Below are 20,748 nucleotides of genomic sequence, written 5' to 3' on the forward strand. Positions count from 1 at the left end.
AATAGATTAGAGTTAAACAAAGGGGATTGTGTATGAGACATTTGATCGATCCGGCGGACTTTACGCTGGAAGAAACGCTCAGCTTAATGGACCTTGCCGACCGTATCCACGACGACCCGGCCGCATACAAAGACGTTGCCGCCCGCAAGCGGCTGGCGACGCTGTTTTATGAGCCGAGCACCCGCACCCGCCTTTCGTTTGAGGCTGCTATGCTGAACCTGGGCGGCCAGGTATTGGGTTTCCCCGATGCCGGTGTATCCAGCGCATCCAAAGGCGAGACAGTCGCCGATACCATCCGCGTTATCAGCTGCGTGGCCGATATTGCCGCCATGCGCCACCCCAAGGAGGGCGCACCGCTGCGTGCGTCCCGGTACAGCCGCATCCCGGTCATCAACGCCGGTGACGGCGGCCACAGCCACCCCACCCAGACGCTGCTGGATATGATGACGATTCGCCAGCGCAAGGGGCATCTGGATCATCTGACCATCGGCTTCTGCGGCGACCTCAAGTTTGGCCGCACGGTGCACAGCCTGATCAAGAGCCTGTCCCGCCTGCCGGGCATGAAGTTTGTGCTCATCTCACCCGAGGAGTTGCGCGTGCCGGATTACATCATCAGCGAGATCCTCGAACCTAACAACATCCCCTATGTTGAGACACGCAGCATGGAGGAGGCTCTGCCCGATTTGGACGTCCTCTACATGACCCGCGTCCAGCGTGAGCGGTTCTTTAATGAAGAAGATTACATCCGCCTGAAAAACAGCTATGTCCTGACAAAGGAAAAGCTGGCTCTGGCCCCCGCGGATATGCCGGTGCTGCATCCCCTGCCTCGTGTGAATGAGATCACGCTGGACGTGGATGACGACCCGCGCGCAGCGTACTTTGACCAGGTGCAGAACGGCGTGTATATGCGTATGGCGCTGATCATGACTTTGCTGGGTCTGAAAGACCCCAAGACCGGGGAGGTAGCGTTCAATGTTGAAGGTTGATGAGATTCAGAACGGTGTGGTTATTGACCACATCACCGCAGGCACCGGCCTGGCCTTGTACCACATGATGGAACTGGAAAAATTAACCAATGCCAGTGTAGCACTTTTGCAGAATGTCCGCAGCCAAAAGGACGGCAAAAAGGATATAATAAAGATTGAGGGCGACGTGTCCGGGCTGAACTTTGACATCCTCGCCTATGTCGATCCGAAAATCTCCATCACCTTTATCAAGAACGGCCACGTGACGGAGAAGAAGCACCCCGAGCAGCCAAAGCGCCTAGTCAATGTCATCAAGTGTACGAACCCGCGCTGCATCACCTCCATTGAGGAAGGCTGTGACCACATCTTTGCTTTGACGCCCAGCGGTCGTTACCGCTGCATCTACTGCGAACAGGAGTTCCGCGTCAAGCCGTAAACGAGGTAACATTATGGATAAGTCAAGATTTCACCTGAATCCTGATGCCGAGATCGTGAAGAACATCCGCGAGGGGCTCAAGCGCACCGGCGGGTATTGCCCCTGCCGCTTGCAGCACATCCCGGAGAATATCTGCATTTGCAAAGAGTTCAAAGAACAGCTGGCCGACCCAAACTACCATGGGCCGTGCCACTGTGGGCTGTACGTGAAAGATTGACAGAGAAACGAGGTATCTGCTGAGATGGCAGGTACCTCATTTTTTTATACACACGCCGCCAACGTACCCTCAGTCAAAATAATATTCCCTTCCGCATCGGCATCGGCGGTGTAAACGACGCCGGGGTGGGCGGTCCCGGCGGCAATACGGTCAGCGAGGGCTTGCTCCACTGCGCGGCTGACGGTGCGGCGCAGCTCCCGCGCACCGTAGGGCGGTACTTTGTCCCCCGCCAGCGTTTTGGCAGCGGCAGCGGTATGGCGCAGCGTGTAGCCCTGTGCGGCGGCGCGCTGTTCCAGTTCGCACAGCAGCCGGCCGGCAATGCCCTCCAGCTGTGCCGGGCCGAGCGGGTCAAACAAAACCGTCTCGTCCAGACGGCCCATCAGTTCGGGGCGGAAAAATTCTTTTGCCTCCTGCACGGCCTGCTGGCTGCGGCGGCTCGTCTCGGAGGTTGCCGCACCGAAGCCCAGCGGGGCCGTCTGTCCTGAAAGACACCGCGCCCCTAAATTGGATGTGAGCAAAATAATTGTGTTGGAAAAATCAGATTTTCGCCCCTGCGCGTCGGTCAGGCTGCCATCCTCGAGGATTTGCAGCAATAGATTTTGGATATCGCTGTGTGCCTTTTCGATTTCGTCAAACAGTACGACGCTGTATGGTCGGCGGCGCACGGCCTCGGTCAGCTGGCCGCCCTCGTCGTGGCCCACATAGCCCGGCGGCGCACCGATGAGCCGCGCCACGGTGTGGCGCTCCATATACTCCGACATATCAAAGCGCAGCAGAGCTTTCTCGCTGCCGAACCAGCATTTTGCCAGCGTGCGGGCCAGCTGTGTTTTACCCACACCCGTCGGCCCCAAAAACAGCATGGCACCGATGGGCCGCCCGCTCTCCCGCAAGCCGGTACGGCTGCGGCGGATGGCTGATGCCACGGCGGCGACGGCCCGTGACTGGCCGATGACCTCGGCAGAAAGGCGCTCTTCCAGGTGTGCCAGCCGCTCACGCTCGGCCTCGCCTACCCGTTCGGCGGGCACGCCGCTGGCCTTGCTGACCACATGGGCGATGTCGGCGGGGCTTAACGCTTTTTTCTCGCCGCCGGTGTCGGCAATGCGGCGGGCGGCGGCTGCTTCATCCAGCAGGTCAATGGCCTTGTCGGGCAGGAAACGCCCCGGTAAATAGCGCACGCTAAACTCCACCGCCGCATGGATGGCCTGCGGTGGGATAGCAACGCCGTGGTAGCGTTCGTACCGGGGCATCAGGCCGTTTAAGATTTTTTCGGCGTCGGCGGGGGCGGGTTCCTCCACCATGACCTTGCAAAAACGGCGTTCCAGCGCTGAATCATTTTGGATTGTCTTGCGGTATTCCTCCGGCGTCGTTGCGCCGATGAGTTGTATTTCCCCACGGGCCAGCATCGGTTTTAGGATGCTCGCGGCGTCGATGGCTCCCTCCGCCGCACCGGCCCCGGCAATAATGTGTATCTCGTCGATGAACAGCACGGTGGAGCGGTCGCGGTACAGTTCTTCCAATAGATTTTTGAACCGTTCCTCGAAATCGCCGCGGTACTTTGTACCCGCAACCATGGATGCCATGTCCAACGCCAACAACCGCTTGCCCCGCAGCGCCGGGGTGATTTGCCCGCTGGCAATGCGCTGGGCCAGCGCCTCAGCCAGGGCACTTTTGCCGACGCCAGGCTCCCCCAGCAGGCAGGGATTATTTTTCTGGCGGCGGCAGAGAATTTCAATCATCCGGTCCAGCTCGGCCTCCCGGCAGAGCACCGGGTCCAGCCGCCCCTCCTGCGCCAGGCGGGTTAGGTCGCGGCCGTATTTTTCGCTGGGTCGCCCGGTGCGGCTGGACGACATACGCGGCTGCGCGGGCAGCACGAATTGCCCGGAAAGCTGGCGGCACTCCCGCGCGGCCTGGGGCAGCTCGATCCCTAAGGATGCCATCCACCGGCTGGCCGTGCAGGACGAATCCTCGAGCATCGCGCAGAGCAGGTGCTCATTCTCAGCCTTAGCGGCGCTGGCGGCGTGGGCCCCCAACACGGCAAATTCCATGGCCTTGGTCAACTCGGGGGCCAGGTCACGGGAATGCAGCTGCCGGGGGCTGCCTAGGCTTCGGGCGGCGCTGCACCCAGCCAGCGCCGTGGCTGTCACACGCTTGCGGCGCAGAAAATCCGCCGCCGTGCCTCGAGCAGTTTGCACCAGCGCCAGCAGCAGGTGGCCGGTGTCGGCCTGGGAACACCCCTGCTGCCCGGCCAGCACCACCGCCGTATGCACGGTGCGTGCCGCCGTGCGGGAAAAACCTTTATATCGGTAAAGCCAGAACATCTGCATATCCTCCCTCAACAATGTGTCCATTGAAAGTATAGACGCCGGGCGAATAAATAGTCATCGAAATATGTAGCTTCATGCAATGACAAGCGGGAAAATATGTGATATAATAAACCGATATTGTTAATTTTTGGTTTGAGGTGGTTTCAATGCACAAATTGATGCGCTACATCAAGGGCTACGAGAGGCAAGCCCTGTTAGCGCCGCTGTTCAAGATGCTGGAAGCCTGCTTTGAGTTGTTCGTGCCGCTGGTCATTGCCAGCATTATTGACACAGGCATCAAAAATCAGGATGCAGCTTTCATCTGGACGCGCTGCGGTCTGCTGGTTTTGCTGGCGGCCATCGGCCTTGCCAGCAGTTTGACGGCCCAGTGGTTCTCCGCTACGGCGGCGCTTGGCTTTGGTACGGCGCTGCGCAAGGACTTGTTCCGCCATATCGACACACTGAGTTACAGCGAACTGGATGGCATCGGCACCCCGACACTGGTCACCCGTATGACCAGCGACATCAATCAGGTGCAGAACGGCGTCAACCTGACGCTGCGCCTGCTGCTGCGTTCGCCGTTCATCGTTATCGGTGCGCTGATTATGGCGTTCTCCATCAGCCCGAAGCTGACGCTGCTGTTTATCGGCGTGACGATTATGGTGTCGCTCATCATATGGGCCATCATGCGCGTGACGGTGCCTATCTACCACGAGGCACAGAATGGCCTGGATCGCGTGACGCTGCTGACCCGCGAAAACTACGTAGGTGCCCGCGTCGTGCGTGCCTTTGCCTGCCAGGCGGACGAGCTGGCCGCCTTTGTGGAGACGAACGACCACCTGAAAAAATTGCAGTTTGCAGCCGGGCGAATCTCCGCATTGATGAACCCGCTGACCTATCTCGTCGTCAACCTGGCTGTGGTGGCCCTGCTGCTGCGCGGCGGTGTCGAGGTCGATGCCGGTGCGCTGACCCAGGGCGAGGTCATTGCCCTTATCAACTATATGAGCCAAATCTTGTTGAGTCTGCTGCGCCTGGCGGACCTGGTCGTCTCGGTCACGCGCGCCCTGGCCAGCGGTATGCGCGTCAATGAAATTTTAAACACCCATACCACGATGGAGGATCCTGGCACGGCGACGCTGGACATTGCGAATGCGGCCGACGCGGCGAAGTTCGACCATGTCAACTTCACCTACAAGGGGGCAGGCGCACCCAGCCTGACCGATATCTCGTTTACGGCCAAAGTCGGTGAGACCATCGGTGTAATCGGCGGCACCGGCAGCGGCAAATCGACCTTGATTGATCTTGTCTGCCGTTTCTATGATGCCGATAACGGCGGCGTGACGCTGTTTGACAACGATGTAAAGCAGTACAGCTTTGCACAGCTGCGCGGCATGGTGGGCATCGTGCCCCAGCAGGCCGTGCTGTTCACCGGAACCATCCGCGACAATATGCAGTGGGCCGCCCCCGGTGCGACCGACGAGGAGATTTGGCAGGCGCTGGAGATTGCCCAGGCGGCGGAGTTCGTGCGCGGCAAACCCGGCATGCTGGACGCCCCGGTCGAGACTGCAGGCCGCAACTTCTCAGGCGGGCAGCGCCAGCGACTGACGATTGCCCGCGCACTGGTGCCAAAGCCGAAGATTCTGATTCTCGATGACAGTGCCTCGGCGCTGGATTTTGCTACTGACGCGGCGCTGCGCAAGGCTATTAAAGAGGAAACGAGCGGTATGACGGTGTTCATCGTCTCCCAGCGTGCGGCCAGCGTGCAGCGTGCCGACCATATCCTGGTGCTGGACGACGGCAAGCTTGTGGGCGATGCTCCCCACGCCGAGCTGCTGCAAAGCTGCGAAGTTTATAAGGAAATCTGCCTGAGCCAGCTGAGCAAGGAGGAGGTGGCCAAAACACTATGAGCAAGCAAAAACAAAAATTGAACCAGAACACCATCCATCGCGTTTTGAAGCTGATCCGCCCCTACACCGGCATGGTCATCCTGACGCTGACATTTGCGTTGATCACAGTGGTCACTACCCTGCTGGCCCCGGTGCTGTCCGGCAAGGCCGTGGATATGATTCTCGGCCCCGGTGAGGTCGACTTCGTGGGCCTTGGCAAAATCGCACTGGTCATGGCGGGCACAATCGCCTGCACGGCGCTGTCCCAATGGCTGATGAATGTTGTGAACAACCGCATCACCTTCCAGGTCGTGCGGGACATGCGCGTCAAGGCGTTTGAGCAGCTGGAAATTTTACCGCTGAAATATATGGACGCCCACCGCCCCGGCGACGCTATCAGCCGCATCACCACCGATGTAGAGCAGTTCAGCGACGGTTTGTTGATGGGTTTTACCCAGCTGTTTACCGGCGTGCTGACGATTTTTGGCACGCTGGGCGTGATGATTTTTATTGACTGGCGCATTGCGCTGGTGGTCGTGGCGCTGACGCCACTGTCCATCTTTGTGGCGCGGTTCATTGCCACCCATACCTATTCTATGTTCAAGGTGCAGAGCGAGACCCGCGCCGAGATGACCAGCCTGGTGGAAGAGCTGGTTGGCAATGAGCATATGGTTCGTGCCTTCGGCTACGAAAGCCGTGCCGAGGAACGCTTTGACAAGATCAACCTCGATTTGCAGAAGTGCGGCGTCAAGGCGACGTTCTTCTCCTCCACCACGAACCCCTGCACCCGATTTGTCAATGCGCTGGTCTACGCCGCCGTCGGCGTGCTGGGCGCATTCGTCGCCATTGCGCGCGGTATCACGGTTGGTCAGCTGTCGGTGTTTTTGAACTACGCGAACCAGTACACGAAGCCCTTCAACGATATCTCCGACGTTATGACCGAATTGCAGAACGCCCTTGCCTGCGCACAGCGCGTGTTTGACCTCATCGATGAGACACCCATCACGCCAGATTCCCCTGACGCGGTGGCACTGCCCCACGGTGCGGGCAGCGTCGAGTTCGACCACGTCAAGTTCCGCTACGTGGACGATATTCCCCTGATTGAGGACATGAATTTGAAGGTCGCACCCGGCCAGCGCATTGCCCTTGTCGGTCCCACCGGCTGCGGCAAGACGACCCTGGTCAACCTGCTGATGCGGTTCTATGAGATCAACGGCGGCACGTTGCGGGTCGATGGACACCCCATTGATACCGTGACCAGGGACAGCCTGCGCGGCAACCTGGGTATGGTCTTGCAGGAAACGTGGCTGAAAGCCGGTACGATTGCCGAGAACATTGCCTACGGCAAGCCGGACGCTACCCGCGAGGAAATCATCGCGGCGGCGAAAAAGGCCCGCGCCCACAGTTTTATCTGCCGCCTGCCCAACGGGTATGATACCCAGGTGACTGAGGACGGCGGCAACATTAGCCAGGGCCAGCGCCAGCTGCTTTGCATTGCGCGTGTCATGCTGCGCCGCCCGCCGATTCTGATTTTGGACGAGGCAACGTCCAGCATCGATACCCGCACCGAGGTATTGGTGCAGGATGCCTTTGAGGAACTGATGAAGGGCCGCACGAGCTTTATCGTAGCCCACCGTCTGTCCACCATCAAGAACGCCGACCAGATTTTGGTGATGAAGGCCGGCAACATCATTGAGCGCGGTACGCATGACGAACTGCTGGCGCAGGGCGGTTTCTATAAGAACCTGTACGAAAGCCAGTTTGCCAAAGCGTAAGAAATAGGGTCTATTTGGAAAAGAAAAGGAGAATGTAATATGAGCAGCATTACCATTCCGGAAGGCTACCAAAGCCTGCTGGGCCTGTACGACACCCAGAAAGCCATTGGTCTGATCAAGACGATTTTCCAGGAGAAGATCTGCATGGCGCTCCACCTTAAGCGCGTTACGGCTCCCCTGTTCGTCATGCAGGGCAGCGGCCTGAACGACGATCTGAACGGTGTGGAGCGCCCGGTCGAGTTCGATGTGCCCAGCCTGAACGAGCACGCCGAGATCGTCCACAGCCTGGCAAAGTGGAAGCGCTATGCCCTGTACAAGTATGGCTTCCGCCCCGGCCAGGGCATTGTGACCGACATGAACGCCGTCCGCCGTGATGAGGAACTGGACAACCTGCACAGCATCTACGTGGATCAGTGGGACTGGGAGCGCGTTATCACCGCCGACCAGCGCACGCTGGAATTTTTACAGGAGACTGTACGGGATATTGTGGATGCGGTCTGCGCGACCTCTGACGAGCTGCGCTGGAAGTTCCCTGAACTGAAAAATAACATCCACCTTGGCCGCAAAGTGACATTTGTCACGACCCAGGAGTTGGAAGATATATACCCCGACTTCACCCCGAAACAACGCGAGAACGCCTATGCCAAGGAGCACGGCACCATCTGCATTATGCAGATCGGCGGCAAGCTCAAGAGCGGCAAGCCCCACGACGGCCGTGCCCCCGACTATGACGATTGGGCGCTGAACTGCGATATCCTCTTCTGGCACAAGCCTTTGGGCTGTGCGCTGGAACTGTCCAGCATGGGCATCCGCGTTGACGCCGACGCCCTGCGCCGCCAGCTGGCCGAAGCAGGCTGCCCGCAGCGTGCGGAGCTGCCCTTCCACAAGATGCTGCTGGACGGCACCCTGCCCCTGACGATGGGCGGCGGCATTGGCCAGAGCCGCCTGTGCATGCTGTTGTTGGGCAAGGCCCATGTAGGTGAAGTCCAGGTCAGCCTGTGGGATGACGCGACCACGCAGGCCTGTAAAGATGCAGGCGTAGAACTGCTGTAAGGATTGAATAAAGTATGAATCGAGCAGGAGGCTCTCTTAACCGAAGAGCTGACCTCTCACACCACCGTGCGTACCGACCGGTACATGGCGGTTCAACCGCATAAGTACAAGGACTCGTAGTAGTTGAGGATGCTGAAGTATCCCGCTGCTGCGAGTCTTTTGTTTGTAATGGAACATTTTAATACAGGACTCCTGGCGATACGCCAATAGTCCAGTCTGGAGTTGCCCCACTGGTAAGCCCTGTCGGCCGGAAGCTTAATTATGAGTACGCATGTGTCTTGGGCGATAACCAAAAGCTGCGAGAGAACAAATTGATTCGGCTGTAGAAAAATAGCCCCTATGGTTCAACCATAGGGGCTATTATAAACAAAAGCGCTCCTTGCATATTTATACAAGGAGCGCTCTGGATTGCGTGAAAAACTCTTATGGAATGTGTGCAACATAGAGCCTTATTCATGAACAGCGTCACAATAAGGTTTGTTCTATATTGCACTGTACATTGCATCTTTATTTTTCACAATCGTTTGGAGCTAGTAATAGGACTCGAACCTACAACCTGCTGATTACAAATCAGCTGCACTGCCAATTGTGCTATACTAGCGGGAACTTATTTAGTTTAACACAAATAAGCCCTGTTTGTCAATGGCTTAATCGTTATTCCTGCATCATTGCTGTCTGCAATGCACAATAATCTTCCAGTGTCAGCTGCTCAGGGCGGGCGCGCTCGTCGAGATTAGCAGCTTGCAAAGCAGCTATGACCTGGGCTTTGGGCAGGTGCAGGCCGTTGGCAATGGCGTTGGCGGCAGTCTTGCGGCGCTGGGAGAAGGCCGCACGGATGAGGGCGAAGAAGGCGGCCTCGTCGCCGTTGGGTACCTGTACGGCGGGCTTCTCGCGCACATCCAGGCGGATGACGGCGCTGGTCACTTTGGGGGCCGGGTAAAAGCTGCCGGGCTGGACGCTGAACAGCAGTTTCGGCTCAGCGTAATAGGCCACGGCGTAGCTGATGGCACCCGCGTCCCGCGTGCCAGGGGCAGCACACAGGCGCTGTGCGGCCTCCTTTTGCACCATGACGGTAATGTTGCGGATGGGCAGCTTTTCTTCCAGCAGGCGCATTAAAATCGGGCTGGTGATGTAGTACGGCAGGTTGGCGCAGACAGCCACCGGCTTATCGCCAAACTCTTCCGCCAGCAGGGCTTTCAAGTCGACCTTCAGCACATCGTTTAAGACGAGCTTGAAGTTGTCGTAATCAGCCATCGTCTCTTCCAGCAGGGGCGGCAGACGTTTGTCGACCTCAATGGAGACGACCTTATCCGCACGCTTGCAGAGCTGTTCGGTCAATACACCGATGCCGGGGCCGACTTCCAGCGCACCCCAGCCGGGGCCGATACCGGCGGCCTCGGCGATGCGAGGGCAGATGCCGGGGTTGATGATAAAGTTCTGGCCAAAGCCCTTGGACAGGGCAAAATCGTACCGTGCGCACAGGTCACGGATGGTAGACAAATCGGTCAGTGTGGGCACGGCGGACTTCCTTTCCCCATGGTCAAGAGGTTCAGTTCTGGCCGGTCAGCGTCATGGCCGCGTTGACGGCCTTGTTGATCTGCGGGTCAGTGTTGAGGGTGTAATCGTAGTAGGCATTCTGCTCGTCGACGGACAGCGAGGCATCAATATCCGGGCTCAGGCCCTCGCCGTTCCAAGTTTGGTCTTCATTGTCCAGTAGCAGGCCGACTGTGATATAGGCGGCAGAGCCGTCGGAAAAGCTCTGGGCATCGCTCATCACAACGCCCTTGCCGGCAGTCTTGGTGCCGACGATGGTCGCGCCGCCCATCTTGCGCAGGGCGTTGGCAAACAGCTCTGCACTGCCCGCCGTGCTGCCGTTGACCAGACAGACCATCGGGACGGTAATTTCATCTTCGTCGGACATACGCAGCGTAGTCACGGTGCCGTCCTTGTCCTGCTTTTTGGCAATATCACCGGAGGGCACACAATAATCAGCGGCGACCAGGGCTGCGTTCAAGTTCTCGCCGGTGTTGTCACGCAGGTCAAAGACAAACGCAGTCGCACCCTGCTGCAGCAAATCGTCCACAGCGGATTTAAACTCACTGGCTGTGCCGGCGGAGAAGGAATCGATGCGGATATAGCCGCAGGTATCCGCGACCATCTGAGCGGCGTAAATCGAAGGCGTCTTGTAGTTAGAGTGTACGAGGTTGAACTGCTGCTCCTGGCGGTCGGGCGTCAGGTAGGTGACGGCGGTGGTCGTGCCCTCTTCGCCCAGCAGTTTGGAGGTCAAGCGTGCGCTGGACGTGATATTGCGAGTGGACTCATCATTGATGGCGGTGATAAAGCCGCCGACCTGCATCCCGGCCTCGGCCGCAGGTGAGTTATCATACAGGCGGATGATGCGGGCGTAGCCGGAGGAGGCGTCATTGACGACGGCCACGCCGATGCCGGTTAGGGTGCCTTTTTCGACGGCCTGCTTTTCGCTGTACTCCTTGGCGGTGTAGTAGACGGCGTACTTATCGTTGATGCCGTTCATATAACCGGCAGCCAGGCGGTCGTTCAGCGTATCCTCATCGATGGTGAAGAACTCTTCCGAACGGACGAAGCGGTCGATCTCGGAGAGCTTGTTGTATTGACGCTCCTTATTTTTGACACTGGAAACGGTGGTGTTGAACATTTTCATCGATACGACCATCGTCAGCGAGAAGGTGACGGCCATTGCGATAATGGCAATCGTGGCGGCCACGCCAAGACTGATTTTTTTGCTCATGGGTCTGATGGCTCCTTACTGTTTTTGCGTTTTATGCCCCGTAGGCAAGCGAGAAAATTACCGTAGAGAAAAGGCTCAGCACCATCAGAACGGCGACCACCAGGCAAAAAATGCGCACGGAGGTCTTATGCTTCTGCGGTTTCATAGCAAACTCCCCTTTCATTTATGAGAGGTAATTCATGACATTGACCAGGACGTTGTTGACCTTCATTTCCAAGTGCAGGTGGTTGCCGGTGGAGTTGCCGGTGGAACCGACATAGCCGAGCACCGTGCCCTTGGAGACATTCTGACCCACGCTGACGACAGGGGCGCTATTCATGTGAGCGTACAGCGTCGAGTAGGTGTTGCCGTTGTCGTCCTTGCCATGGTAGACCTGGACATAGTAGCCCCAGCTGTAATGGTAGGCCGCGGCGGTGACAACGCCGCCGGAAACGGCGTAAATTTCGGTGCCGCCCGGTGCGGCATAGTCGGTGCCGCGGTGGCCGTTGCCGCCGAAATAGCAGGAAACGTACTTATAGGTAGCCAGCGGGCGACCGAAATCCAGCGAGCACTGGATGGACGCATTGCCGTAGGCCTGGTTCGCGGCGTTCAGCGCGGCGTCCAGCTCGGCAGCTGCTTTATCTACAGCCTTGTTGGCCTCGATCAGCGCAGCTTTGTTGGCTTCGATCTCTGCGTCTGCCGCCGAAATGCTGGCGTCGGTCTGGGAGATATTCTGGGCCAACTCGCTGGTCTTGCCGTTCAGGGCGGTGCGCTGGGATTCCAAATCGGCCTGTGTGGCCTCAAGGTCGGCTTTTGCCTGCTCAAGGTCAGCTTTCTGCTGTTCCAGTTCGTTGTGCTCGTCCTCAAGCTGCTGGCAGATTTGTTCGTCCTTGGCGACGATCTGCTCCAGCGTGTTGGCAAAGGTCAGCAGCTGGTACAGGTTGGTGGCGCTGGAAAGCAGCGCGATAGAGCCGCCGTCGTTGAGGCGCTGCATGGCCTTCATACGGCCCTTGAAATCCTCCCAGCGCTGGTCGTACTCGGCCTGCTTCTGGTCAACCTCCTGCTGCTTCTGGTCAATCTCGTCCTGCTTGTTGACGATCTCACTGTCTAGGTCACCGATTTGTTGGGCCAGGTTGTTGATCTGGCTCAGGATAAGTTCACGCTGCTGTTCCAGCTGCGCCTTTTGTGCCTCGGCGTCGGCCTTGTCGCTCTGGGCGTTTTTGAGCTGCTTGTCGAGTTCATCCTGCTTCGTCTGTAATTCCTGCAATTTCTGACGAAGGTCGCTGACGCTTGTGGTTGCGGCCAACGGCGTCATGACGGTGGACAGTGTCATGGTCATGGCGACGGCGACACTGAGCAGCAGCGAGATAAACTTTTTTCCGTGCGAAAAATGTTTCATGGTATCTTGACTTTCCTGTATCCCCTGTTATACGTTCAGATGCTTGCGGATGCTGGTTGCAGTGCCAAGGCCGCAGAGCACAAAGCCCAGCACGACAAAGCCGCCGACAATGTAATACCACACCTGTTCCAGCGGCACGAGGGAGCCGCCGAACATCTGGGATAGGTTGGACGGATTCTCGGCATACCAGCGGCAGAGCGCATAGTATGCACCGCAGACGATGCCGGAGGCGATACCTGCCGAAATCAGGCCGGAGGTCACGCCCTCGACAAAGAATGGAAAGCGGATGAAGCCGTTGGTGGCACCCACCAGTTTCATAATACCGATCTCCTTGCGGCGGTTAAAGACAGTGATTTTGATGGTGTTGTTGATGACGACGATGGAGACGATGGCCAGCACCGCCACGATGCCGTAGCAGGCGTAATTGATGACCCGCTGCAGGGACGTGAAGGTATCGGCCATAGCCAGCGGCGCATTGACACTGGCAACGCCATCGATTTGCAGCAGCTGGGCCGAGACGCTCTCAATATCATCGGGGCTGTCCACCGCGACGCGGTAGTTCGGAGTAAACGGGTTGTCATTCTCGAAAACCTGCTGCAGGTTCGTGTAGTCAGCCAGCATGTCGCCGTAGGTGGCAAGCACGTCCTGGGGCGACATATAGGTCACGCCCACCACATGGGGTGTGCTGCGGATGGCGGCGTCTGCAGCGGCAATCTGCTCGTCGGTGGCGTTGTCGTCCATATAGACGACAGTCTCGTTCTGGTCGCCGATGTACGCCACCATGGCGTCAATGTTGACGCCCAGTAGGTAGGCCGCACCAATCAGCAGCATACAGACGGTCAGCACACCCATAGAGGCAAAAGTCATCAGCCGATTGGCCCGCAGGTTGTGCAGACCCTGGCCGACCAGATAGGTAAAGCTGGAAAAACGCATGGTGTCCCCTCTTTGTTAAAAATCAATCCTCGTCGTAGTCATCGTACTCGTCGGCTTCGCGCTCGGCCATGGCAGCGGCGTAGCGGCGGGCAGCCTCCGGGTGGGCTGTGTCGGACGCGACCATGCCGTTGGCCAGCGTAATGACGCGGTTTCCGTATTTGCGGGCCAGCTTGTGGACCAGTTCGTGCTCGTGGGTGACGACGACAACGGTGATGTTGACTTTGTTGATGGCCTCGAACAGCTGCATAATGTCCATGGACATTTCCGGGTCGATGTTGCCCGTGGGCTCGTCTGCAATGATGAGCTTGGGGCCGTGGGCCAGGGCACGGGCAACGGCTACACGCTGCTGCTCGCCGCCGGAAAGTTCATCTGGCAGACGATCCATCTTATCTTCCAAACCGACGAGGGAGAGCGCGAACGGTACACGGTCCCGAATCTTCTTAGTCGAGATATTCGTCACGCGCATGGCAAAAGCAACGTTCTCGTAGACCGTCATCGTCGGAATCAGGCGGAAGTCCTGGAACACAACACCCATCTGGCGGCGCAGATAGGGCACCTTGCGCCGACGAATACGGGTCAGGTCCTGGCCGTTGATAAAGACCTTGCCCTTCGTGGGCTTTTCTTCCATCTGGATGAGCTTTAAAAAAGTGGATTTGCCCGCACCGGAATGTCCCAGGATAAAGACAAACTCGCCCTCTTCGATATGGATATTGATATCCTCGAGTGCAACGTTCTCGTCGTTGTGCGTCTCATAGGTTTTATAAACGTGTTCAAATTCGATCATTCGGGGTTCTCCTGCCGCCGTGCGGCTCTTGCTGTTATGGTTACAGTCATACATATAATAGAATACCATGATTGCCGCGCCCGGTCAAGTGACAGGAAATGACAAAAATAGCAAAAACAGCGCCGCATCGTTGCGCAGCGCTGTTTCTATCTGTGAAAGTTTTATTAAAATCAATACTTGGCCGGGTTGGCGGACAGATATTTCTTGACCATCAGGGCTACCTTGAAAACGATAGCGTCGTCAAAGTTGCGCAGATCCAGGCCGGTCAGCTTGCGAATCTTCTCCAGACGGTAGACCAGCGTGTTGCGATGGACGAACAGCCCGCGGCTCGTCTCGGAGACATTCAGGTTGTTTTCAAAGAAGCGCTGGATGGTGAACAGCGTCTCGGCATCAAGGGAGTCAATGCTCTCCTGCTTGAATACCTCGCGCAGGAAAGCCTCGCAGAGCGTCGTGGGCAGCTGATAGATCAGGCGGGCAATGCCAAGATGGTCATAGCTGATGACCTGGCGCTCGGTGTCGAACACCTTGCCGACTTCCATAGCAATCTGTGCTTCCTTGAAGCTGGAAGCCAGGTCTTTGATGTTGCCGATGGGTGTGCCGATGCCGACGACCGCCTTGATATAGTGGTCGCCCTGCAAAGTGTCGACGATGGAGGCCGCCAGCTTTTCCATATCGCGGGTGTTGTTGTCGGGCTTGATTTCCTTGACAAGGACGGTGTCCGTCTCGCTGATGTTAAAGACGAAGTCTTTTTGTTTGTCCGGGAAAAGGCCGCTGACGACATCGTAGGCGGAAATATCGTTGCCGGAGGTCACGCGAATCAGCAGCACAACACGCTGCACGTCGGAGACGAAGTGAAGTTCCCGCGCCTTGGCGTAGATATCGCCGGGCAGGATGTTGTCGAGCACGACGTTCTTGATGAAGTTCGTCTTATCGAATTTTTCGTCGTGATACTGCTTGATGCTTTGCAGGCTGATGGACAGCATGGCGGCGAACTGCTCAGCCGTGGTGTCGGTGCCCTCGACAAAGACAGCATAGTCGTTGTGCTTTGCGTTGGAGAACTGGTGATAGGCATAGCCATCACGCACAAAAGCATCCCCGGCAGTCTGACGCACGGCTGCAACGCCCTCACGCACTTCGCCGATCTGCCCCAGTTCAGAGCAGGAAATGACGGTGCCGGTCTCATCAATGACGCCGACAACACGATCCACTGCGTCTTTCATCTGGTAGACCACATTCTGGAATACCCTGTTTGCCATAATATGTGACTCCCCTTTTGCTGTTATTTAGACAGTCTGCACCGGTGTGCAGTGCGGGCTATGGGTGTTTGGCAAAATTGCCGTTTGGTAATCTGCCCGAAAACCAAAACTTCATAATGTATATTTTACACAATTCAGTTGGCTTTTGCAACATATTTTCACTAAAATCGCAAGATTTTCTTGTACATTTTTCAAATCAGCACAAAAAATGTACCCACCGCTATGTTTGCGGCGGGTACAGCGTCCGTCATTTTGACGGATTTTCCTCTTTTGTCTGGTTCATCGCACCGGTGCCGCCCTCGACAACGCCACGCCGTTCAAACACGTAGGTGATGCTGTGAAAGAAGATTTTCACATCCTGCCAGAAGGTTACATGGGCGGCGTATTCACCGTCGTAGCGTGCCTTTATATCGATGGGCAGCTCGTCGCGGCCGTTGACCTGTGCAAGACCGGTCAGGCCGGGGCGCACATCGTTGGCGTGGACCTTGTCGCGGGCTTCAATCAAATCATACTGGTTGTACAGCGCCGGACGCGGGCCGATGACGCTCATCTGCCCGGCCAGGATGTTGTAGATTTGGGGAAGTTCGTCCAGGCTCGTCTTGCGCAGGAAAGCGCCGCTCTTGGTGATGTAGCTGTCGGCATTCTTCAAAAGATGGGTGGGCACGTCATGGGGCGTGTCACCGCGCATCGTGCGGAACTTTAAAATATTGAAGTGGGTCTTGTCCTTGCCGACGCGGCGCTGCTTGAAAAACACTGGGCCCGGCGAGTCAATTTTGATCCAGAGCGCCACAATACCCATGGGGATAGCCAAAATAATCGTGGCGGCCAGTGAGAGGATAATGTCCAGCAGACGCTTGATATAACGCTCGTACATGGGGTCAGCCCTCCTTATGTTCGCTTTCCTGCAATTTGCGGGCGACTTCCTCCTTGGAGAAAAGCGCCGTGTTGCCGGTGGCAGCTACAACGGTGTGGTCTGCGCGCACGCGGCGGTTGGGATGGTAGGTCGGGACCATCTCCTGCAGCACGTCGACGACTTCATCATCGTTGTGCTTGGCGGAGTCCTTGAGCTTCTGCAGATTGGTGTAGAATTTTTCCAAATCGATCTGCATGGGCGGTGCGATAAAAATTTTGTTGTGGGCCGTTTTCCCCATCTTGTCCCGCTCGGCGTCCATGAGCAGTTCCTCGTACAGTTTCTCGCCGGGACGCAGGCCGGTGATTTTGACCTGCATATTCACGCCCGGCTCATACCCGTAGAAGCGAATCAGTCGGTTGGCGAGATCCATAATTTTGACCGGTTCGCCCATGTCCAGCACGTAGATACTGCCGCCCTTGGCAAGGCCGCCCGCCTGCAAAACGAGCTGTGCAGCCTCGGTGATGGTCATAAAGTAGCGCACAATGTCCGGGTGGGTGATGGTGACCGGGCCGCCGCGCTTGATTTGCTCCTCAAACAGTGGGATAACGCTGCCGTGGCTGCCCAGCACGTTACCGAAGCGGACGGCCACACAGGTCATCGTTGTACCGCGTGAGAAGGTCTGGATGAGCATTTCGCACAGGCGTTTGGTGCAGCCCATGACGTTGGTGGGGTTGACGGCCTTATCGGTAGAAAGCTGGACGAAGCGCTCAACGCCGTGTTCAGCGGCAGAAGTCAGCAGGTTTTTCGTGCCGAACACGTTGTTCTTGACGGCCTCGGCGGGGCTGATTTCCATAAGCGGCACATGCTTGTGGGCGGCTGCATGGAACACGACCGACGGATGGTAGGTTTCAAATACTTCGTCCAGACGCGCTTTGTCACGGATGGAACCGATCAGGGTGATGATGGGGGCATCGGCACCGTACTTGTTTTTCAGCTCGGTTTCCAGCTCATAGGCACAGTTCTCGTAGATATCAAAAATCAGCAGCCGCTGAGGCTGGTAGCGCATGATCTGGCGGCAAAGCTCACTGCCGATGGAACCGCCGCCGCCCGTGACCAGCACGACTTTGTCATGCAGGTACTCGGAAATCTGGGCGTTGTTCAGCTGAATTTCGTCGCGGGAGAGGAAGTCTGCCGTGTTCAGTTCGCGGAAACCTGCGGCCACCGGGTTGCCGTTCTCGTCCACGGCCTGGGGGTCACTGATCATCCGCACGCGGCAGTGGGTGGAATTGCACAGGTTGATGATTTCGCTCAAACGGTCGCCTTTCACGGTGGTGATGGCGATGACGATTTCCATAATGTGGTACTTGCGCACCAACTCGGGAATATCGGAAATCGTACCCCGCACCGGCACACCCTGCACGCGCAGGTCTTTTTTTGTCAGGTCGTCGTCCACTATGCAGACCGGGTTGCCGAAGCTCTGGTTCTTGTTCTTGCACAGGTTGACAGCCCAAGCACCGGCGTTGCCCGCACCGACGATGAGCAGTGGCGTGTTGTCCTCCGGCTTGGTAGCTTTGGCCGCCTGCACGGTGCGTATCAACCGCCAGAGAAAGCGAACGCCCGAGATGGCCGCCGTGTTGAACACTGCACCGAAAATCAGCACCGCGCCGGAAATAGGGCGGTTATGGTAAATCAAATCAAACAGCATGATCAGCCCTGTTGCCAACCCGGATAGGCAGGTCAGGCGGGCCAGGTCGCGCATACCGGCGTACTCCCACATGATCTCATACAGGCCGCCAAACCAGAACACGATCATGTAGATGGGCAGCACGTACAAAAGCATGGGGGCCATGGCGCGCAGAATTTCCACGCGGCGGTAGGCGTCGCCGCTGTCAAAGCGCAGCATGACCGCCAGCCAGTAGCAGACAACGATCAGGCAGCAGTCCAGCAGCATCAAGGCAATGCGGCGCGGCAGACCCTTTATGATTTGTTTGTTTACATCTTGTTGCATCTGTTTTTCCTCTACCATAAACTCTATATTCTGGGTGTTCCCTGTTTGAGGGGCCCGATAAAATCGCTATACTTATTTATTATAGCACAAAAGAACCCCATCTGTCCTACTTTTCGGCGGGCAAATGGGGCTAATGTTGTATAAAATTGAGCAGAAAATTTTGGTAAAACAGACGAATTTGCTTATTCGACCGTCACGCTCTTGGCCAGGTTGCGGGGCTTATCCACGTCCAGGCCCTTGGCGCAGCTGACATAGTAGGCCAGCAGCTGCAGCGGAATGACCGACAGGCTGGTGGCAAAGTGGGGGTCAGTCTTGGGCACGTAGACGGTAAAGCCCGCCGTGTCCTCAATGCTGTAATTGCCGTAGGTGGTCAGGCCCATCAGGAATGCTCCGCGGCTCTTGACCTCGACCATGTTGGAGACGCACTTCTCGAACAGATCCGGCTGGGTCAGGATGCCGACGACCAGCGTGCCGTTCTCGACCAGGGAAATCGGGCCGTGCTTCATCTCACCCGCAGCAAATGCCTCGGAGTGGATATAGCTGATCTCCTTAAATTTCAGGCTGCCTTCCAGCGCGACGGCATAGTCCAGCCCGCGGCCGATGAAGAAGGCGTCCTTGGCGTTGGCGTACTTGCTGGCAAACCACTGGATACGCTCCTTATCGGCAAGCGTTTTCTCGATTTTCTCGGGCAAGGCTTCCAGTTCGGTGACAAGGTGCTCATACTGGCCGTCAGCCAGGGTGCCGCGCACGCGGGCAAACTCGGTAGCCAGCAGATAGCAGGCCGCCAGCTGGGTGCTATACGCCTTGGTGGTGGCAACGGAAATTTCCGGCCCGGCCCAGGTGTACATGGTGGCGTCAGCCTCGCGGGCGATGCTGGAACCGACAACGTTAACGATGCCGATGGTGCGCACGCCGCGCTCCTTGCACAGACGCAGGGCGGCCAGCGTGTCGGCGGTCTCGCCGCTCTGGCTGATGACCATGGCGAGGGAATCCGACTCCAGCACCGGGTTACGGTAGCGGAACTCGCTGGCAACGTCAACCTCGACCGGGATGCGGGCCAGGCTCTCAAACACATAGCGCGCGGCCATGCCGACATGGTAAGCCGAGCCGCAGCCGATGATGTAGAGGCGGCGTACATTCTGGATGGCAGCCTCGTCCAGTGCCAGTTCAGACAAATCAATCTGGCCGTCCTTCAGGCGAGGCGAGATCGTGTCGCGTACAGCGGCGGGCTGCTCGTAGATTTCCTTCATCATGAAATGCTCGTAGCCACCCTTTTCGGCTGCTTCGGCATCCCATTCGATGGTAGTGGACTCGCGGGTGATGGGCTCCTTGTCGATATTGAAGAAGTCGATGGAATCCGGTGTCAGGCGGGCGATTTCCAGATTGTCAATGTAGTAGACCGTGCGGGTGTACTTGAGCAGCGCGGGCACATCGGAGGCGATGATGGCACCGTCCCCGCACTTGCCGACGATGAGGGGGCTGTCCTTGCGCACGGCGTAGATGACGCCGGGTTCATCGGCAAACAGCACGCCCAGCGCGTAGGAGCCGCGCACATGGACCATCATGCGGGTGATGGCATCCAGCGCGTTGCCGGCGGACTCGCCGGTGTAATAGTAGTCCAGCAGCTGAGCCACAACCTCGGTGTCGGTCTGGGAGACGAAGGTGAAGCCTTTGTTCAGCAGGCGCTCTTTAATTTCCTGGTAGTTTTCAATGATGCCGTTGTGTACGACAGCGATTTTCTGGTCACGGGAATAGTGCGGGTGGGCGTTGATGACGGACGGTTCGCCGTGAGTAGCCCAGCGGGTATGGCCGATGCCGCAGCTGCCGGAGACCGCGCTGCCGCCGTCGGTCATTTCGCTCAGAACCTTCAGGCGGCCCTTGGCCTTGACGACCTCGATTTTACCGGCAGCGTTCTGCACGGCCAGACCGGCAGAGTCATAGCCGCGGTATTCCAGTTTCGCCAGGCCATCCAGCAGAATGGGCGCGGCCTGCGCCGCACCGGTGAAGCCTACGATTCCACACATAGCAGGTATCCTCCCTTACTGTAACTGTGTTTTGATATACTTTCCCATACATATGCTTTAGCGCGTAAAATCAAAATACTTATATAGTATATGCTTTCTTGCGCAATTTG

Annotated in this window: 16 protein-coding genes and 1 tRNA gene; 6 read left to right on the forward strand and 11 right to left on the reverse strand. The window is 57.4% G+C overall.

The window, feature by feature from the left end:
- Positions 1 to 32 precede the first annotated feature (32 nt).
- Genes pyrB through GPK89_RS06370 form a run of 3 tightly spaced genes read left to right on the forward strand, consistent with a single transcriptional unit; the run spans position 33 to position 1,618 of the window.
- A complete protein-coding gene (pyrB, locus tag GPK89_RS06360; RefSeq protein ID WP_078783728.1) occupies positions 33 to 986 on the forward strand; it encodes an aspartate carbamoyltransferase in 954 nt (317 codons plus the stop codon).
- Complete coding sequence (locus tag GPK89_RS06365) at positions 973 to 1,401, forward strand: aspartate carbamoyltransferase regulatory subunit (protein WP_215692067.1); 429 nt, start codon at positions 973 to 975, stop codon at positions 1,399 to 1,401. Before pyrB ends, GPK89_RS06365 begins: the two co-directional genes overlap by 14 nt.
- Before the next feature lie 13 nt (positions 1,402 to 1,414).
- Positions 1,415 to 1,618, forward strand: a complete 204-nt coding sequence (locus tag GPK89_RS06370) for a ferredoxin-thioredoxin reductase catalytic domain-containing protein (protein WP_215692068.1) — start codon at positions 1,415 to 1,417, stop codon at positions 1,616 to 1,618.
- A 44-nt stretch (positions 1,619 to 1,662) separates the two neighbouring features.
- Here the strand turns inward: GPK89_RS06370 and GPK89_RS06375 are convergent, their stop codons facing one another.
- Entirely contained in the window at positions 1,663 to 3,936 is a 2,274-nt protein-coding gene (locus GPK89_RS06375) for an ATP-dependent Clp protease ATP-binding subunit (RefSeq protein WP_252261508.1), read from the reverse strand.
- Between the two features lie 152 nt (positions 3,937 to 4,088).
- Here GPK89_RS06375 and GPK89_RS06380 point away from each other — a divergent pair, with 152 nt between their 5' ends.
- The 3 genes from GPK89_RS06380 to asnA are packed head-to-tail and all read left to right on the forward strand — an operon-like array spanning position 4,089 to position 8,635.
- Positions 4,089 to 5,828 (forward strand): ABC transporter ATP-binding protein, encoded by a 1,740-nt coding sequence (locus GPK89_RS06380; RefSeq protein ID WP_215692070.1) that lies wholly within the window; start codon positions 4,089 to 4,091, stop codon positions 5,826 to 5,828.
- Positions 5,825 to 7,582, forward strand: a complete 1,758-nt coding sequence (locus tag GPK89_RS06385) for an ABC transporter ATP-binding protein (protein WP_215692071.1) — start codon at positions 5,825 to 5,827, stop codon at positions 7,580 to 7,582. The genes GPK89_RS06380 and GPK89_RS06385 overlap by 4 nt, the downstream gene beginning before the upstream one ends.
- A 39-nt stretch (positions 7,583 to 7,621) precedes the next feature.
- Positions 7,622 to 8,635, forward strand: a complete 1,014-nt coding sequence (gene asnA, locus GPK89_RS06390) for an aspartate--ammonia ligase (RefSeq protein WP_215692072.1) — start codon at positions 7,622 to 7,624, stop codon at positions 8,633 to 8,635.
- 525 nt (positions 8,636 to 9,160) lie between these two features.
- Here asnA and GPK89_RS06395 read toward each other — a convergent pair.
- The 10 genes from GPK89_RS06395 to glmS form a co-directional block, all read right to left on the reverse strand.
- A tRNA-Thr gene (locus GPK89_RS06395) sits at positions 9,161 to 9,236 on the reverse strand.
- A gap of 53 nt (positions 9,237 to 9,289) precedes the next feature.
- On the reverse strand, positions 9,290 to 10,153 hold the full coding sequence (gene rsmA / locus GPK89_RS06400) for a 16S rRNA (adenine(1518)-N(6)/adenine(1519)-N(6))-dimethyltransferase RsmA (protein ID WP_215692073.1): 864 nt from the start codon (positions 10,151 to 10,153) through the stop codon (positions 9,290 to 9,292).
- A gap of 31 nt (positions 10,154 to 10,184) precedes the next feature.
- Positions 10,185 to 11,402, reverse strand: coding sequence for a S41 family peptidase (locus tag GPK89_RS06405; protein WP_215692074.1), 1,218 nt, complete (start codon positions 11,400 to 11,402; stop codon positions 10,185 to 10,187).
- Between the two features lie 163 nt (positions 11,403 to 11,565).
- Positions 11,566 to 12,780 (reverse strand): murein hydrolase activator EnvC family protein, encoded by a 1,215-nt coding sequence (locus GPK89_RS06410; RefSeq protein ID WP_215692075.1) that lies wholly within the window; start codon positions 12,778 to 12,780, stop codon positions 11,566 to 11,568.
- Positions 12,781 to 12,807: 27 nt separating this feature from the next.
- Entirely contained in the window at positions 12,808 to 13,713 is a 906-nt protein-coding gene (gene ftsX / locus GPK89_RS06415; RefSeq protein WP_215692076.1) for a permease-like cell division protein FtsX, read from the reverse strand.
- 22 nt (positions 13,714 to 13,735) lie between these two features.
- Entirely contained in the window at positions 13,736 to 14,497 is a 762-nt protein-coding gene (gene ftsE / locus GPK89_RS06420; RefSeq protein WP_215692077.1) for a cell division ATP-binding protein FtsE, read from the reverse strand.
- A gap of 170 nt (positions 14,498 to 14,667) precedes the next feature.
- On the reverse strand, positions 14,668 to 15,753 hold the full coding sequence (locus tag GPK89_RS06425; RefSeq protein WP_078783700.1) for a PucR family transcriptional regulator: 1,086 nt from the start codon (positions 15,751 to 15,753) through the stop codon (positions 14,668 to 14,670).
- A gap of 247 nt (positions 15,754 to 16,000) precedes the next feature.
- On the reverse strand, positions 16,001 to 16,627 hold the full coding sequence (locus GPK89_RS06430; RefSeq protein ID WP_215692078.1) for a sugar transferase: 627 nt from the start codon (positions 16,625 to 16,627) through the stop codon (positions 16,001 to 16,003).
- 4 nt (positions 16,628 to 16,631) lie between these two features.
- Positions 16,632 to 18,614 carry a polysaccharide biosynthesis protein gene (locus GPK89_RS06435; RefSeq protein ID WP_215692079.1) on the reverse strand — a complete coding sequence of 661 codons (1,983 nt, stop codon included), beginning with the start codon at positions 18,612 to 18,614 and terminating at the stop codon, positions 16,632 to 16,634.
- Between the two features lie 182 nt (positions 18,615 to 18,796).
- On the reverse strand, positions 18,797 to 20,638 hold the full coding sequence (gene glmS, locus GPK89_RS06440; protein ID WP_215692080.1) for a glutamine--fructose-6-phosphate transaminase (isomerizing): 1,842 nt from the start codon (positions 20,636 to 20,638) through the stop codon (positions 18,797 to 18,799).
- Positions 20,639 to 20,748: the final 110 nt, after the last annotated feature.

Source organism: Gemmiger formicilis, assembly GCF_018784445.1.
Taxonomy (GTDB): domain Bacteria; phylum Bacillota; class Clostridia; order Oscillospirales; family Ruminococcaceae; genus Gemmiger.

Coding starts and splice junctions, on each gene's coding strand:
- pyrB (WP_078783728.1), top strand. CDS start 33: ATGAGACATTTGATCGATCCGGCGGACTTTACGCTGGAAGAAACGCTC.
- GPK89_RS06365 (WP_215692067.1), top strand. CDS start 973: ATGTTGAAGGTTGATGAGATTCAGAACGGTGTGGTTATTGACCACATC.
- GPK89_RS06370 (WP_215692068.1), top strand. CDS start 1,415: ATGGATAAGTCAAGATTTCACCTGAATCCTGATGCCGAGATCGTGAAG.
- GPK89_RS06375 (WP_252261508.1), bottom strand. CDS start 3,936: ATGTTCTGGCTTTACCGATATAAAGGTTTTTCCCGCACGGCGGCACGC.
- GPK89_RS06380 (WP_215692070.1), top strand. CDS start 4,089: ATGCACAAATTGATGCGCTACATCAAGGGCTACGAGAGGCAAGCCCTG.
- GPK89_RS06385 (WP_215692071.1), top strand. CDS start 5,825: ATGAGCAAGCAAAAACAAAAATTGAACCAGAACACCATCCATCGCGTT.
- asnA (WP_215692072.1), top strand. CDS start 7,622: ATGAGCAGCATTACCATTCCGGAAGGCTACCAAAGCCTGCTGGGCCTG.
- GPK89_RS06405 (WP_215692074.1), bottom strand. CDS start 11,402: ATGAGCAAAAAAATCAGTCTTGGCGTGGCCGCCACGATTGCCATTATC.
- GPK89_RS06410 (WP_215692075.1), bottom strand. CDS start 12,780: ATGAAACATTTTTCGCACGGAAAAAAGTTTATCTCGCTGCTGCTCAGT.
- ftsX (WP_215692076.1), bottom strand. CDS start 13,713: ATGCGTTTTTCCAGCTTTACCTATCTGGTCGGCCAGGGTCTGCACAAC.
- ftsE (WP_215692077.1), bottom strand. CDS start 14,497: ATGATCGAATTTGAACACGTTTATAAAACCTATGAGACGCACAACGAC.
- GPK89_RS06425 (WP_078783700.1), bottom strand. CDS start 15,753: ATGGCAAACAGGGTATTCCAGAATGTGGTCTACCAGATGAAAGACGCA.
- GPK89_RS06430 (WP_215692078.1), bottom strand. CDS start 16,627: ATGTACGAGCGTTATATCAAGCGTCTGCTGGACATTATCCTCTCACTG.
- GPK89_RS06435 (WP_215692079.1), bottom strand. CDS start 18,614: ATGCAACAAGATGTAAACAAACAAATCATAAAGGGTCTGCCGCGCCGC.
- glmS (WP_215692080.1), bottom strand. CDS start 20,638: ATGTGTGGAATCGTAGGCTTCACCGGTGCGGCGCAGGCCGCGCCCATT.